Origin of the sequence: Nocardia sp. 852002-20019_SCH5090214 (assembly GCF_001665865.1) — a bacterium.
Taxonomy (GTDB): Bacteria; Actinomycetota; Actinomycetes; order Mycobacteriales; family Mycobacteriaceae; genus Nocardia; species Nocardia nova.
The window spans coordinates 104,772-117,303 of the sequence record NZ_LZMK01000021.1; the positions used below are offsets into that span (position 1 = coordinate 104,772).

The window sequence follows — 12,532 nt, forward strand, 5'->3', positions numbered from 1 at the left end:
TCGATGTTCCTTTTGTACGCCGTCCGATTCCGGTGGATGATGCTGCTTACCATTCGTCGTCACCGGAGGTCATGGTGGAGATCGCGTACTGGATCGTCGGCGCGCTGCTGGCGGTCTTCTACCTCTACTCGGGCGGGATGAAGATGCTGCGGTCGAAGGACCGGCTGCGCCCGATGATGGGGTGGATCGACACCGTGCCGCTGGGCCTGGTGCGAGGCATCGGCGCGAGCGAGGTCCTCGGCGCGGCCGGGCTGATCCTGCCGCCGCTGACCGGGATCGCCGTGGTTCTCGCGCTCGTCGCCGCCATCGGATTGGCGCTGGTGCAGGTCGGTGCGATCGTGGTGCATCTGCGCCGCGGCGAGGTGAAGCTGATCGGCCTGAATGTGGTCCTGCTGGCGCTGGCCGTCGTCGCCGCGTGGTTGTCCACCGTGTGGTTGTGAGCAGGGTTCGAAACTCCAGGTGGGGAATCCTCGGCAATTCGGTATGGTGCCTCGAAATTACCTATAGCCCCACGTAGATTGCAGAAATCGGTCGCGGCTCGGAACTCGTGACCGAATGACAGCGAGCCTGTGGCAAATAAATCGCTCGTGCGGCCGAAAGGAACGGCGGATGGGCACCGTGATCGGGAGGACCCTGCCCTTGGCCGCCGCGATCGCGGTGAGTCCACTGCCGCTGATCGTGGCGGTCCTGATGCTGGTGTCGGGGCAGGCGCGGGCGAAGAGCAGTGGATACCTGCTCGGCCGGATCTGCGGGTTCGCGGTGCTCGTCACCGCGGTGGCCTGGCTGATCGGCGCGTCCGCGGCCCGGCATCTGCATCCCCATCACGCCTCGACCGCGACCTCGCTCATACGCCTCTTCGGCGGGATCGGGCTGCTCGGTGTCGCGGCGTGGTTCGGGTTCCAGCGCGGGCGCGGCGAGGCGAAGCCGCGGAAACTGTGGGACCGAGTCGACCGCGTGACTCCGGCGGGCGCCTTCGGGCTCGGTGTGGCGCTCGTCGTCGTCGACGTCAGCACCCTCGTCCCCGCCGTCATGGGCGGGCTCGACATCGCCGAGGCGCGGCTGCCGGCGCCGAGAGCGGTGGGCGCCGGTGCGATCTTCCTCGTGATCGCGCTGGCCTCGTGCATCGCGCCGGTCGTCGCGTACCTGGTCGCGGGCGAGCGGCTCGATCAACCCCTGGCCGCCACCAAAACCTGGCTGGTCGCCAACGACCGAACCGTGATGATGGTGCTGCTGCTGCTCGTGGGAACGATGCTGATCGGCCGAGCCATCGAAGCCCTGACCTCCGGATAGCCGCGGCGGTTCAGCGGTGGCGCACCGGTGATGTAGATCACTGTCGCGGGTTGTTATGCGACGGGCTCGACGGGCGTCTTGTGTGCGTCCACGCAACGAAGGGGGCTCGGCGACGGCGGCGGATTTCGTCTCGCCCGCCGCCGGTCCGCCTCCTCTGTCCGAAGGAAAAGTCATGCGTATCACCATCTTCGGGGCCAACGGCCCCACCGGCCGCCAGCTCACCGCGCAGTCGCTGGCCGCCGGACATCAGGTCGCGGCGGTGACGCGGCAGCCGGGCGAATTCCCGCTGCGCCATGAGCGGCTCGACGTGATCGGCGCCGATGTGCTCGACCCGGCCGCGGTCGACACCGCGGTGAAGGGGTGCGACGCGGTGCTGTCCGCGCTCGGGGTGCCGCCGAGCAAGGAACCGATCACCACGTATTCCGAGGGCGTGTCGAACATCGTGACGGCGATGCGGCGGCACGGGGTGAGCCGGATCGTGGTGGTGAGTTCGGCCGGCGTCGATCCGCGCCCCTACAGCGAGGGCGGCTTCCTCTTCAATCGGCTGCTGGTGCCGTATGTGACACGGGTGGCGGGCAAGACGCTCTACGACGATATGCGGCGGATGGAAGCACTGCTGCGCGACAGCGATCGAGAGTGGACCGTGGTGCGTCCGAGCGGACTCTACGACCGCCCGGACGTCACCGATTACACGATGGTCGAGGACTACGCCGACGGGATCTTCACCGCCCGAAGCGATCTGGCCGCGAGCATGCTCGCCGCCGTGACCGAGGGCCGTTTCGTCCGCGCCGCGGCCGGTGTGATCACCACCGATTCCGGTAACCCCACCCTGCTGCGATGGATCCGGCAGCAGGCGAGCGGCGGCCACTGAACCATGCACCACCCAAGGTATGGAAATTTCATTCTCGATGTTGGAGAATCCGATTAGCAAGTGAGCGATCGCTCGGCGCGGGTGGTCGGGAATCCGGCATCGGGCATTGGTGTGCCCGAGTGGCAATGAACGAGGTGCGTTATGGCTGGGCGGGTAGAGGGCAAGGTCGCCTTCATCACTGGTGCGGCACGTGGCCAGGGGCGAAGTCATGCGGTGCGGCTCGCGGAGGAGGGCGCCGACATCATCGCCGTCGACGTCTGTAAACCGGTGAGCGGTACCGATCTGATCCCGGCTTCGACCCCGGCCGATCTGGCCGAGACGGTGGAGCTGGTCAAGGGTCTCGGCCGGCGCATCGTCACCGCCGAGGTCGACGTCCGCGATTTCGACGCGTTGAAGGCCGCCGTGGACAACGGGGTCGAGCAGCTGGGCCGGCTCGACATCATCGTGGCGAACGCCGGGATCGGCAACGGGGGTGCGACCCTGGCCGAAACCAGTGAGCAGGACTGGAACACGATGATCGGCATCAATCTGGAAGGTGTCTGGAAGACCGTGAAAGCCGGTGTGCCGCATCTGATTTCCGGCGGCAGCGGCGGCTCGATCATCCTCACCAGTTCGGTGGGCGGACTCAAGGCCTATCCGAACACCGGGCATTACGTCGCCGCCAAACACGGCGTGGTCGGCTTGATGCGGACCTTCGCGGTCGAGCTGGGCGCGAATTCGATCCGGGTCAATTCGGTCCATCCGACCAACGTGAACACCCCGATGTTCATGAACGAGGGAACGATGAAGATGTTCCGCCCGGATCTGGAGAATCCGGGCGTCGAGGATTTCGAACCGGTGGCGAAGTTCATGCACGTCCTGCCGGTCGGCTGGGTCGAGCCGGTGGATATCAGCAATGCGGTGCTGTTCCTCGCCTCGGACGAATCGCGCTACATCACCGGCCTGCCGGTGACCGTCGACGCGGGCAGCATGCTCAAGTAGGCGTGCCGGCGAGTACGGCCACACCCGTCCGCCCGCCGTCGACGTCCACGACGGTGCCGTGCACGAACGATGCCTCGTCGGAGGCCAGGAAGACCGCGGCCGCCGCGATGTCCTCGGCGGTTCCGGCCCTTCCGGCGGGCGTGCCGTGCATCATGGCGCCGGCGGCGGGGTCACGCTCCGGCGGCAGCACGACGCCGGGCGAAATGGCATTGACGCGAACGCCTTTCGGGCCGAACTCCGCCGACCACGCCCGCGTGAGGGTTTCCACCGCTCCCTTCGTCGAGGCGTAGAGGGCGCCGACGGGCACGCTCAGCCGCGCCACCCACGAGCCGAGATTCACGATCACGCCGCCACCCGCCTCGACCATCGCCGGAGCCACCGCCTGGGTGAGGAAGAACGGCGCCTTGACGTTGACGGCGTAGACGCGGTCGAACATCTGCTCGTCGGCGGTCGTCGTGGTCGCCGGCGGAAAGATCCCGGCATTGTTGACCAGGATGTCGATGCGCCCACCGAGCGCTCGGGTGGCCGCATCCGCGAGCGCACGGGCGGAGGCCGCACTGCCGTCGAGGTCGGCGTGCACATAGTCGGCGCGGCCGCCGCCCGCGCGGATCTCGGCAACGACCGCGGCACCGCGCTCGTCGTCGCGGCCGGAGACGACGACATGCGCCCCCGCCGCGGCGTAGGCCACCGCGATGGCGCGTCCGATATTGCTGGTGGAACCCGTGATGAGGGCTGTTCGGCCCGAGAGTCGTGACATGAGACCGAAGCTACGAGCGATTTTTTGGACCAGCAAGTCCAAAGTTGCCCGGGTGACTTCGGCTAGGCCCCGCCGAAACCCCGGTACGGGCTCAGGGGGATCACGGTGAATTCGGAGACTCCGGCCGCGGCCATGGGCAGTTCCGCGACGATCGCGTTCGCCTGTTCGGCATCGGCCGCCTCGATCGTGAAGCAGGCACCGGCGATATCGCCGCGCAACCAGATCTGGCGGACGACGCCGTCGAGATAGAGCTTGCGGACGTGCTCGGTTTCGGCCGGTAGTACTTTCTCGAAATCCGCGTCGGTGAACGATTCGGTGCGGCGCCGGGAAAGAACCATGAATTGCACTGTGCCTCCTGGTGTTCATCGGTTCGGACGACCATTCTCTCGCCTCGGTGCCGCGGCATCCGGCGTCGTCGCTTCCCATCAGTTGGGCGAGAGAATGTGACGACTCTTCACTCACCGTTGACCGTCGATGCCCGGCTGCCTACAGTGATCGGAACCGGCTCGGTGCGGCTCGGCCCTCGGATCGAGGTCGCCGCGGGTCGAAACCCGCTGTCGCGCACGGAGGTTCGAATGAACGACGCTCGTCGGTTCGTGGTGATCGGCGGTGGTCTGGCCGGGCTGGCATCGGCCGTCTGGCTGGCCGAGGCCGGGAAGCGGGTGACGTTGCTGGAGCGCCGGGCCCGGCTCGGTGGCCGCACCCAGGCGATGACGGTCGCCGAGGTCGGCGATACGCCCGACAATGGTCAGCACGTGATCGCCAGCGGCTACCACCACCTCTTCCGGTATCTGGCGAGCATCGGCACCGAGAAATATCTGGAATTTCCCACCGGGGGAACGCTGCGCTGGCCGGGTGGACGCGCAACGGCGTTGCACACCAGAGGTATTCGAGCCTTCGGCACACTGCTGGGCGCACATCCGGATGCCGGGTTCGGCGAGCGGCTGGCCGCGGCGCGGGCGACGATGCGGTTGGGTATGCAGTGTCTGTTCCAGCCCGCGGATCTGGCCGACATCACCACCGAGCAGTGGTTCGAGCGTATCGGTATGCCCGCGAAAGCGCGTGAGGCGCTGTGGGATTGGCTGGCGCTGGGCATCGCCGCCGAGCCGGTGCAGCGGGAATGCGCGAAGGTCTTCGCCGATGTGCTGGCCACCGGCATCCGGCTGGGAGTGCGGGATCGGCGAGCGGTCACCATCGGCTATCCGACTGTCGACCTCGATACGCTCTACATCACCGGTGCGGAGGAGGTGTTCCGCCGCCACGGGGTCGAGGTCCGCTATCGCGCGGTGGCGGACCGGATCCGGATCGTGGACGGCGCGGTGACCGGTGTCGATCTGGTGGACGGCACCACGGTCCCGGCCGATGCCGTGATCTGTGCGGTACCCAATTCCCGGATCCACGGCCTGCTCGACGATCTCCCCGAACACGCCGAAATCTACGCCGCGGCAGACAAATTGGGTGCCACGCCGATCGTCAGCACCAATCTGTATCTGGACCGGCCGCTCGGCACCCGCAGTGCGATGGAGGCGATCATCGGCGGGACGGGAGTGATCGACGAGGTGTTCGACCGGCAGCGCATGCACGGCCGCGAACCGAACGGCACCTGGCTGTACTGCCTGACCACCAGCGGCGCCTACGAACAGATCCACAAGAGCAGCGACGACATCATCGACGAGCAGATGGACCTGCTGCGCCGCTACTACCCCGAGGCGGCCGATGCGCGGGTAGTGCACGGCCACGTGGTCAAGATGCCGAAGGCGACCTTCTCCCAGGCCCTCGGCACCGACGGCCTGCGACCCGATCAGCGCACCTCGGTGCCCACTCTCATGCTGGCCGGGGACTGGACCAGCACCGACTGGTCGGCCACCATGGAAAGCGCTGTTCAGAGCGCCTCCAAGGCGGTGGCGGCGCTGCTGCGACTGCCGCCGCTCTAGCGAGTTCGCGGCCCGCGAAGCGGCTCCAGGAACGCCCGGGCGAGCTCGAGGTGGTCGGGAGTCAAGCCGGTGTGGCGATCGACCGGGACGAGCAGGGTCGGGGCGACGGTGGCGGTGCGGCGCTCGGCCCAGCCCTGGTCGGCGTGCTGGAATTCGTCGTCGAACCAGCACAGCGGCCGGCGTCCGGCCCAGCGGTCGATGGTCGGAAGCTTGCCGTGGTGGCCCTCGCGATGCCGAATTCCGGTGTCCTCGAAGATGATCACCTCCAGCGGCGGCAGGCCGAGGACGGGACCGAGGACCGTATTCGCCGCATATTCCCACGCGGTCGCCCACACCAGTTCGGCATCGGTGATGTCGGCCAGTTCCAGCAGCCGCGAGCCGACGGCCGCGTCGAGCAGCACCTGCTGATCGATGGGCGGAATCGCGGGAATGATGCTGTGCTGCAACACATAAGACCGGTAGCCGTGCGGGGGTGGGTGCGTGGCCCGGGGGTAGGGATTGAGGGGGCCGTCGACATCGAGCAGGATCGCGGCCCGTGATGTTTCGGTCATGACGCCCCCCGTTCGCTCATCCCAGGCTACGACGGCACCTGCGGATGAGTCCGCCACTCGCGGCAACGGTTTCGTGTCGACCCGATAACCGGGGCGAACGCACCGAAAATCGCCTCGGGAACCGCCCCGGCGGGCCCTCTGCGACGCGCCGAGCGACACGCGAGCAATCCCGTTAAATTTACGCCAGACCTGCATTCTCGACGGCACACGTTCGGTTATCGTTCATCTCACTGTCCGATGCTGCTGCCGGCGCGCCAGGACTGGTCGTCGATCCGGAGCGTTGTGGGCCGGTGTGACGATCGTTGGGCGTTACCGGAGTCCGTCCCGAAAGATCGAGGGAACGTGCCTGCACCCGTCATCCTGACCGGCCGCCACGTGCGGCTGGAACCTTTGGCACCGCACCATGTTCCGGGGCTCGCCGAGGCGGGCGCCGAGGATCGCGATGCGTTCGCGTTCACCCCCGTACCGCACGGCCGGGCCGAGGCCGCGGACTACGTCGCGCAGGCCGCGGCGGCGCACGCCGTCGGTTCGGCGCTGGCCTTCGCGGTCGTCGCGACGGCCGACAACCGGGTACTGGGCTCGACGCGGTTCAACCGCTTCGACTACTGGCAGGGGCCGCTGGTGTGGCCGATCGTGCATGGTATGCCGACCGGAGATCCGCTGCTCGCGGTGCCCGACGCCGCCGAGATCGGCAATACCTGGCTCTGCTCGCAGGCGCGCGGCGCCGGTATCAATCTGGAATCGAAATTGTTGCTGCTCGAGCACGCCTTCGACGTGTGGCGGGTCCGCCGGATCGCGCTGCGCGCCGATGTGCGAAATGTGCGCTCGCGCATGGCGATCGAGCGGTTGGGGGCGACCAGCGACGGCGTCCGCCGGGCGCATTCGCGCGGTCTGGACGGAACCGTGCGCAGTACCGCGTTCTATTCCATCCTGGACGAGGAATGGCCGGCGGTGCGCCGGCGCATCGACTCGGAGCTGGCCGGTCTGCCCCGGTTGCTGAACGCCTGATCGCACCCCGGAAGCAACCGGATAGCGAATTCCGGATATCGCGTCGTGCCCCCGGCTCCTATAATTCATGGCACAACGGTCGGACGTCGAGGAGATCGGTCCGAGTCGGGTAACTCGGCGGCCGGCGCATGCTTCGGACCTCGTACCAGCGCGTTCGCGGGAGGGTCGATCGCCCTCCCCTCCAGGAGACCGCATGTCCGACCGGATCCCCACGCCCCCGTCCACCCCCGCCGCGCCGCGAGCGCACGATCGATCCCATACGCGGATATGCCTGACCGATGCCGCCCATACCGGCCCGATGGTGAGTCTGTTCCTGGTGCCCGAGCCGCGGGTGCGGGGCGCCTCCATGCTGCATCTGCTCGAACAGGTTCCGGTGCGTGATGTGCCGGCGGCGGATCCCGAGCTGACCGCCGCCCTGGAAGCGCCCAGCCTGCCCGGTGCGGCAATCCGGTTGTTGCCCTGCGTTTCTCGACGCTCCGATACCTCGGTGATGCGCCATATCTTCCATGATCACTACATCGCCGACGGGCCGATGGGCCTCGACGTGTGCGATCCGGAGGAGATGGCGCGACTGGCCGCACTGCCCGAACGTGCCATCGGCCCGCGCCGCATCGACGATTTCGCCGACTACTCCGTGCGGCAGGCGATGCTGGCGGTCTTCCGCTATTTCGGTGTGGACCAACGGATTCCGCTGATGTATCACGGCTACGCCGACCCGGGCGGCCGCTGGCTGGCGGTGCGCACGGCACTCGCCTGATCTCAGCCCGCGGTGACGAATCCCTGCCGGATCAGCCAATCGCGCGCGACGGTGGCCGGTTCGGCGCCGTCGACGTCGACCTTGCGGTTCAACTCGGTGATCGTCTCGTTGGTGAGCAGCGCGGAGATCGGCGCCATGACCTGCGCCACCTGGGGATGCGCGTCGGCGAACGATTTCCGCATCACCAGTGCCGCATTGTATTTGGGGAAGAAGCTCAGATCGTCGGCGAGCTGTACCAGATTCAGTGCTTTGGTGCGGCCGTCGGTCGCGGTGACGTCGCCGAATTGACAGGTGCCGTTCGCCGTGGCCGAGTACACGAGCGAATCCTGCATGATCTGCTTGTGCACCTTGCCGAGGTCGATACCGTATTTGCGGGCCAGGCCCGGAAATCCGTCCTGCCGGACGCTGAATTCGGTGCCGAGGCAGGTCGATCCGGTGCTCGGATCGGTATTCACCAGACGGGCATAGTCGGAAATCGTCTTCGCGCCGGTGCGGGCGGCACTGTCCGCATTGGTGACCATGGTGTAGGTGTTGTTCATCGGCGCCGGATCGGCCCACACCATGCCGTGTTGTGCGAGATCCGTATCGCGCACCGCCTCGAATTGCCGGGTGGAGTCCGGAATCGGTGTCTCGTTACCCAGATAATTGATCCATCCGGTCCCTGTGTAGTCGTAGGCGACATCCACCTGTCCGTGCAATTGCGCATCGCGCAGGCTGTTGGATCCGGTGATATTGGTGAGGTCACGGACCTGAGCTCCGGCCGCTGTGAGCGCGAATTCGATGAGGTAGCCGAGGATGTTCTGTTCGGTGAAATCCTTGGAGCCCACGGTGATCTGCACACCGTCGAGGGCGGGAATCGGCTCGATACTGCCCGGCCCGACCGGCAGCGGGACGGCGCCTCCGGCCTCGAGACCGCAGGCGGCGACCACGGCGACCAGTAGCGTCGCCGCCGCGGTGGCCGCGCTGCGTCCGAGGTGCCGTGCTCGCCGCTTCATCGCAGCCCCCGCGGTCCGAGGAATTGTTCGGCCAGCGCCCCCAGCCAGTCGACGAGCAGTGCGAGGGCCACCGCGAGAATCGCTCCCACCCACAGCGTCACGTTGTCGCGCAGTTTGTAGCCGGTGTCGATCAGAATGCCCAGACCGCCGGCGCTGACCAGGAACGACAGCGTGGCCGTGCCGACGGCCAGCACCAGCGAGGTGCGCAGCCCGGCCAGGATGTAGGGCACCGCGAGCGGGAATTCGATCCGGCGCAGTACCGTCATCGCCGACATGCCCTGTCCTCGTCCGGCGTCGACGAGTGCGGGATCGACCTGCTGATATCCCAGAATCGTATTGCGCAGCACCGGAAGTAGCGCGTAGAAGGCGATCGGCGCGACACCCACCCAGAAGCCGGTCTGCTCGGTCCACAGATAGGTGAGCACGATGAGACCGATCGCCGGCGCCGCCGCACCGATATTGGCGATGCCGACGAACAGGGGAGTGAGGCGCCGGTAGCGTGGCCGAGTCAGCAACGTGCCCAACGGAACCGACACCACGACGACGATCAGCACCACGGTCGCGGTGATCGCCACATGCTGGCGGACCACGGTGCCGATCGTGGTGGGATTGATACTGGCCTGCTGCGTCGCGGTGAGGGTGCGGTCGAAGGCCCACGCCAGCACGCCGGCCGCGAGGGCCACGGCCAGCACCGGCTGGGCGAACAACCGGATCCGGTCGGCGCGGCGCTCGTGTCGCTGAACGGGACTCATGGCCGGTCGCCCGAATTCGCCGCGGCCGCTTCGTGTTCGGCGCGGGTGCGCGACAGGTGTGCGACCAGGGTGTCGATCGCGACCAGGCCTGCGTATTCACCGCGCGGCCCGGTCACGACGGCATTGGCGGTACTTTCGGCCAGCAGCGTCTCGAGTGCCGCCTGCAGCGTCGAATCCGCCGTGACCGTGCCGGTCACCGGAACGCCGGCGACGTGTAGCGAGCGTGCCTGCGCCAGTTGCGGTTCCGATACCCAGCGCAGCGGCCGGCGGTCGGAGTCGAGGATCAGCCCCCACTTCCACTCCTGAGCGGCCAGCGCCGCGCGCAGCGTGTCGACCGGATCGTCCTGCGCGGCCGTGGCGCAGCTGCCCAGTTCCACATCGGCGACCCGGACCAGCGTGAGCTGTTTGAGTGCGGCGTCGGCGCCGACGAAACCGGCGACCGTCTCGTCGGCGGGTCCGGCGAGGATCGCGGCCGGGGTGTCGTACTGGAGGACGCGGGAATTGTTGCCGAGCACCGCTATTCGGTCTCCGAGCTTGACGGCCTCGTTGAAATCGTGGGTGACGAAGACGATCGTCTTGTGCAGTTCGGTCTGCAGCCGCAGCAGTTCGTCCTGCAGCAGTCCGCGGGTGATGGGGTCGACCGCGCCGAACGGCTCGTCCATCAGCAGTACCGGCGGATCGGCCGCGAGCGCGCGGGCGACACCGACTCGCTGCTGCTGGCCGCCGGACAGTTGGCGCGGATAGCGGCCGCGGAAGGTCTCGGGGTCGAGTCCCACGAGATTCAGCATCTCGTCGACGCGCGCCCGGACCCGGCCACGATCCCAGCCGAGCAGTCCCGGAACCGTGGCGATGTTGCGGGCCACCGTCATATGCGGAAACAGGCCGGCCTGCTGAATCGAATAGCCGATCCGGCGCCGTAACCGGTCCGGGTTCACCGCGGTCACGTCCCGCCCGGCGATGGTGATGGTGCCGGAGGTCGGTTCGATCAGGCGGTTGATCATCCGCATCGTGGTCGTCTTACCGCAGCCCGAGGGGCCGACGAACACCACGATCTCACCCGCCGGAATCGTCAGCGAGATCCGGTCCACCGCCGGATCACGTTGGCCCGGATAGTGTTTGGTCACCGCGTCGAGCACGATCTCCGCGGGTTCGTGGTCGGTGCGGTCGGCGGTCGCGGTATCAGCCACGGATTCCCCTCGAGGTGGTGAGCCGGCCGATGCCCACGAGGATGGCATCGAGCAGCAGGGCCAGCACGATGATCAGCACCGTGCCGGACAGTGCCTGCGGGACGGCGGTCGGACTACCCAGCCGGGCCAGGCCGGTGAAGATCAGATTGCCCAGGCCCGGCCCCTTCGCATAGGCGGCCATCGCCAGAATGCCCATGCTCATCTGGGTGCTGATCCGCATTCCGGCCAGAATCGACGGCCACGCCAGCGGCATTTCGATCCGGGCGAGGATCCGGGCGCGGTTCATGCCGACCCCGCGCGCGGCGTCCGAGACCGCCGGATTCACCGATGCCAGCCCGATGATCGTGTTGCGCAGAATCGGCAGCAGCGCGTACAGCACCAGCGCGGTGACCGTCGGCCGCACGCCGAGGCCCAGCACGGGAATGAGCAGTCCCAGCAGCGCGAACGAGGGCACGGTGAGGACGATGCTCGCCGCCGCGGTGGCCGCCGCCGAACCCCACGGGCTGCGATAGACGACGACACCCAGGCACACCGCCACCGCGGTCGCGATCAGCACGGACTGCACGACGGCCGAAACATGCAGATAGGAATCGGTGAGCAGTTGTCTGCGATGGTCCACCAGAAAGGTCCACAGAGTATCCAGGGCGATGACCTCCCAGAGCTCGGCGGCGTCCGAGCAGTCTATCGATCCCGCGGCGCGGGCGCAGGAAACAAGCGAGACCGGCGTGTGTGTACCGGCGCCGGATGCGGCGGAACCCTGACCGTCCCTCGTACGTCCTATATCTCAGGAGGCCGATTTCCGGTCGGGGACGGAGGGATTCATGAGTGCCACAGGTGCTCGAAGGCTCGGGCGTACTCGCTGGGTGTTGCCGGCGGCGCTGGTGGTGATCGGCGTGCTGGCAGCGGGAGCCGTGGTGGCCCTGCCCTGGTGGCACGATCGCACCGCCGCCATCGCCGGGCAGCGGCTCGACGATTTCCCGGATATCGATGTGAGCGCGCTGGATTCGGATCGCGGTCGCATCGTCGCGGTCCTGCGCACGGAATACGCACACCCCGGCGACGGACCCAAATACGCACAGGGCGCGGATGAGCCGTGGTGTGCCGATTTCGTCAGCTGGACCATGCGTCAGGCCGGCCGGCCGCTGTCCAATCCGAATTCCGGATCGTGGCGGATTCCCGGTGTGGCGACGCTGCAGGAGTATTTCGAAGCGAACGGCCGATTCTCGGCGCTGGGTTCCGGATATTCGCCACGCCCGGGCGATGTGGTGATCTATGCGCCCGGCAGTCCGTTCGGGCAGCACACGAATATCGTGCTGGCGGCCGGTGACCACACCCTGACCACGATCGGCGGTAACGAGCGCGGTTCGCTGCGCATTCACCGTTACGACCCGGCGGCGGTTGGCGGTATCGTCGGGTTCGGCCAGATGTGAAACGTTTTCGTCCACCGTT

The 12,532-nt window shown here is 67.5% G+C and carries 15 protein-coding genes; 8 read left to right on the forward strand and 7 right to left on the reverse strand.

Translation table 11 applies throughout. The features are described 5' to 3' along the window. Positions 1–71 precede the first annotated feature (71 nt). From A5780_RS02430 to A5780_RS02445, 4 genes are all read left to right on the forward strand, one after another. Positions 72–440, forward strand: coding sequence for a DoxX family protein (locus A5780_RS02430; RefSeq protein WP_197521647.1), 369 nt, complete (start codon positions 72–74; stop codon positions 438–440). Positions 441–609: 169 nt separating this feature from the next. After that, on the forward strand, positions 610–1,290 hold the full coding sequence (locus A5780_RS02435; protein ID WP_063012418.1) for a GAP family protein: 681 nt from the start codon (positions 610–612) through the stop codon (positions 1,288–1,290). A gap of 172 nt (positions 1,291–1,462) precedes the next feature. Further along, positions 1,463–2,161: an NAD(P)-dependent oxidoreductase gene (locus A5780_RS02440; RefSeq protein ID WP_063012416.1), complete on the forward strand. Its 699-nt coding sequence runs from the start codon at positions 1,463–1,465 to the stop codon at positions 2,159–2,161. A gap of 141 nt (positions 2,162–2,302) precedes the next feature. Then, positions 2,303–3,142, forward strand: a complete 840-nt coding sequence (locus A5780_RS02445) for a mycofactocin-coupled SDR family oxidoreductase (RefSeq protein ID WP_064907604.1) — start codon at positions 2,303–2,305, stop codon at positions 3,140–3,142. On the opposite strand, the gene A5780_RS02450 is transcribed toward A5780_RS02445, so the two are convergent. Further along, the gene (locus A5780_RS02450; protein ID WP_064907605.1) at positions 3,135–3,899 is read right to left on the reverse strand and encodes an SDR family NAD(P)-dependent oxidoreductase; all 765 of its coding nucleotides are present in this window, start codon (positions 3,897–3,899) and stop codon (positions 3,135–3,137) included. The genes A5780_RS02445 and A5780_RS02450 overlap by 8 nt on opposite strands. Before the next feature lie 62 nt (positions 3,900–3,961). Beyond that, a complete protein-coding gene (locus tag A5780_RS02455; RefSeq protein WP_197521648.1) occupies positions 3,962–4,237 on the reverse strand; it encodes a hypothetical protein in 276 nt (91 codons plus the stop codon). A gap of 237 nt (positions 4,238–4,474) precedes the next feature. Here A5780_RS02455 and hpnE point away from each other — a divergent pair, with 237 nt between their 5' ends. Beyond that, the gene (gene hpnE / locus A5780_RS02460) at positions 4,475–5,833 is read left to right on the forward strand and encodes a hydroxysqualene dehydroxylase HpnE (RefSeq protein ID WP_063012527.1); all 1,359 of its coding nucleotides are present in this window, start codon (positions 4,475–4,477) and stop codon (positions 5,831–5,833) included. Here the strand turns inward: hpnE and A5780_RS02465 are convergent. After that, positions 5,830–6,384, reverse strand: coding sequence for an HAD domain-containing protein (locus A5780_RS02465; RefSeq protein ID WP_064907606.1), 555 nt, complete (start codon positions 6,382–6,384; stop codon positions 5,830–5,832). The two genes, hpnE and A5780_RS02465, sit on opposite strands and share 4 nt — an antisense overlap. A gap of 342 nt (positions 6,385–6,726) precedes the next feature. Between A5780_RS02465 and A5780_RS02470 the strand changes: the two genes are divergently transcribed. Further along, positions 6,727–7,392, forward strand: a complete 666-nt coding sequence (locus tag A5780_RS02470) for a GNAT family N-acetyltransferase (protein WP_063012406.1) — start codon at positions 6,727–6,729, stop codon at positions 7,390–7,392. A 193-nt stretch (positions 7,393–7,585) separates the two neighbouring features. After that, positions 7,586–8,149, forward strand: a complete 564-nt coding sequence (locus A5780_RS02475; protein WP_227463024.1) for a hypothetical protein — start codon at positions 7,586–7,588, stop codon at positions 8,147–8,149. Between the two features lie 2 nt (positions 8,150–8,151). On the opposite strand, the gene A5780_RS02480 is transcribed toward A5780_RS02475, so the two are convergent. From A5780_RS02480 to A5780_RS02495, 4 genes are read right to left on the reverse strand one after another with little or no spacing between them, the layout of a single operon-like run. After that, entirely contained in the window at positions 8,152–9,144 is a 993-nt protein-coding gene (locus A5780_RS02480; protein ID WP_063012404.1) for a glycine betaine ABC transporter substrate-binding protein, read from the reverse strand. Further along, a complete protein-coding gene (locus A5780_RS02485) occupies positions 9,141–9,896 on the reverse strand; it encodes an ABC transporter permease (protein ID WP_064907607.1) in 756 nt (251 codons plus the stop codon). The genes A5780_RS02480 and A5780_RS02485 overlap by 4 nt, the downstream gene beginning before the upstream one ends. Continuing rightward, positions 9,893–11,083, reverse strand: coding sequence for an ABC transporter ATP-binding protein (locus tag A5780_RS02490; RefSeq protein WP_064907608.1), 1,191 nt, complete (start codon positions 11,081–11,083; stop codon positions 9,893–9,895). The genes A5780_RS02485 and A5780_RS02490 overlap by 4 nt, the downstream gene beginning before the upstream one ends. Continuing rightward, positions 11,076–11,726: an ABC transporter permease gene (locus A5780_RS02495; protein ID WP_082976242.1), complete on the reverse strand. Its 651-nt coding sequence runs from the start codon at positions 11,724–11,726 to the stop codon at positions 11,076–11,078. The genes A5780_RS02490 and A5780_RS02495 overlap by 8 nt, the downstream gene beginning before the upstream one ends. A 178-nt stretch (positions 11,727–11,904) precedes the next feature. On the opposite strand from A5780_RS02495, the gene A5780_RS02500 reads away from it, so the two are divergent. Beyond that, the gene (locus A5780_RS02500; RefSeq protein ID WP_063012396.1) at positions 11,905–12,513 is read left to right on the forward strand and encodes a CHAP domain-containing protein; all 609 of its coding nucleotides are present in this window, start codon (positions 11,905–11,907) and stop codon (positions 12,511–12,513) included. The last annotated feature ends 19 nt before the right edge of the window (positions 12,514–12,532 follow it).

Excerpts from the sequence above, each read along its gene's own strand:
- A5780_RS02430 (WP_197521647.1), top strand. The coding sequence starts at position 72 with ATGGTGGAGATCGCGTACTGGATCGTCGGCGCGCTGCTGGCGGTCTTC.
- A5780_RS02435 (WP_063012418.1), top strand. The coding sequence starts at position 610 with ATGGGCACCGTGATCGGGAGGACCCTGCCCTTGGCCGCCGCGATCGCG.
- A5780_RS02440 (WP_063012416.1), top strand. The coding sequence starts at position 1,463 with ATGCGTATCACCATCTTCGGGGCCAACGGCCCCACCGGCCGCCAGCTC.
- A5780_RS02445 (WP_064907604.1), top strand. The coding sequence starts at position 2,303 with ATGGCTGGGCGGGTAGAGGGCAAGGTCGCCTTCATCACTGGTGCGGCA.
- A5780_RS02450 (WP_064907605.1), bottom strand. The coding sequence starts at position 3,899 with ATGTCACGACTCTCGGGCCGAACAGCCCTCATCACGGGTTCCACCAGC.
- A5780_RS02455 (WP_197521648.1), bottom strand. The coding sequence starts at position 4,237 with ATGGTTCTTTCCCGGCGCCGCACCGAATCGTTCACCGACGCGGATTTC.
- hpnE (WP_063012527.1), top strand. The coding sequence starts at position 4,475 with ATGAACGACGCTCGTCGGTTCGTGGTGATCGGCGGTGGTCTGGCCGGG.
- A5780_RS02465 (WP_064907606.1), bottom strand. The coding sequence starts at position 6,384 with ATGACCGAAACATCACGGGCCGCGATCCTGCTCGATGTCGACGGCCCC.
- A5780_RS02475 (WP_227463024.1), top strand. The coding sequence starts at position 7,586 with ATGTCCGACCGGATCCCCACGCCCCCGTCCACCCCCGCCGCGCCGCGA.
- A5780_RS02480 (WP_063012404.1), bottom strand. The coding sequence starts at position 9,144 with ATGAAGCGGCGAGCACGGCACCTCGGACGCAGCGCGGCCACCGCGGCG.
- A5780_RS02485 (WP_064907607.1), bottom strand. The coding sequence starts at position 9,896 with ATGAGTCCCGTTCAGCGACACGAGCGCCGCGCCGACCGGATCCGGTTG.
- A5780_RS02500 (WP_063012396.1), top strand. The coding sequence starts at position 11,905 with ATGAGTGCCACAGGTGCTCGAAGGCTCGGGCGTACTCGCTGGGTGTTG.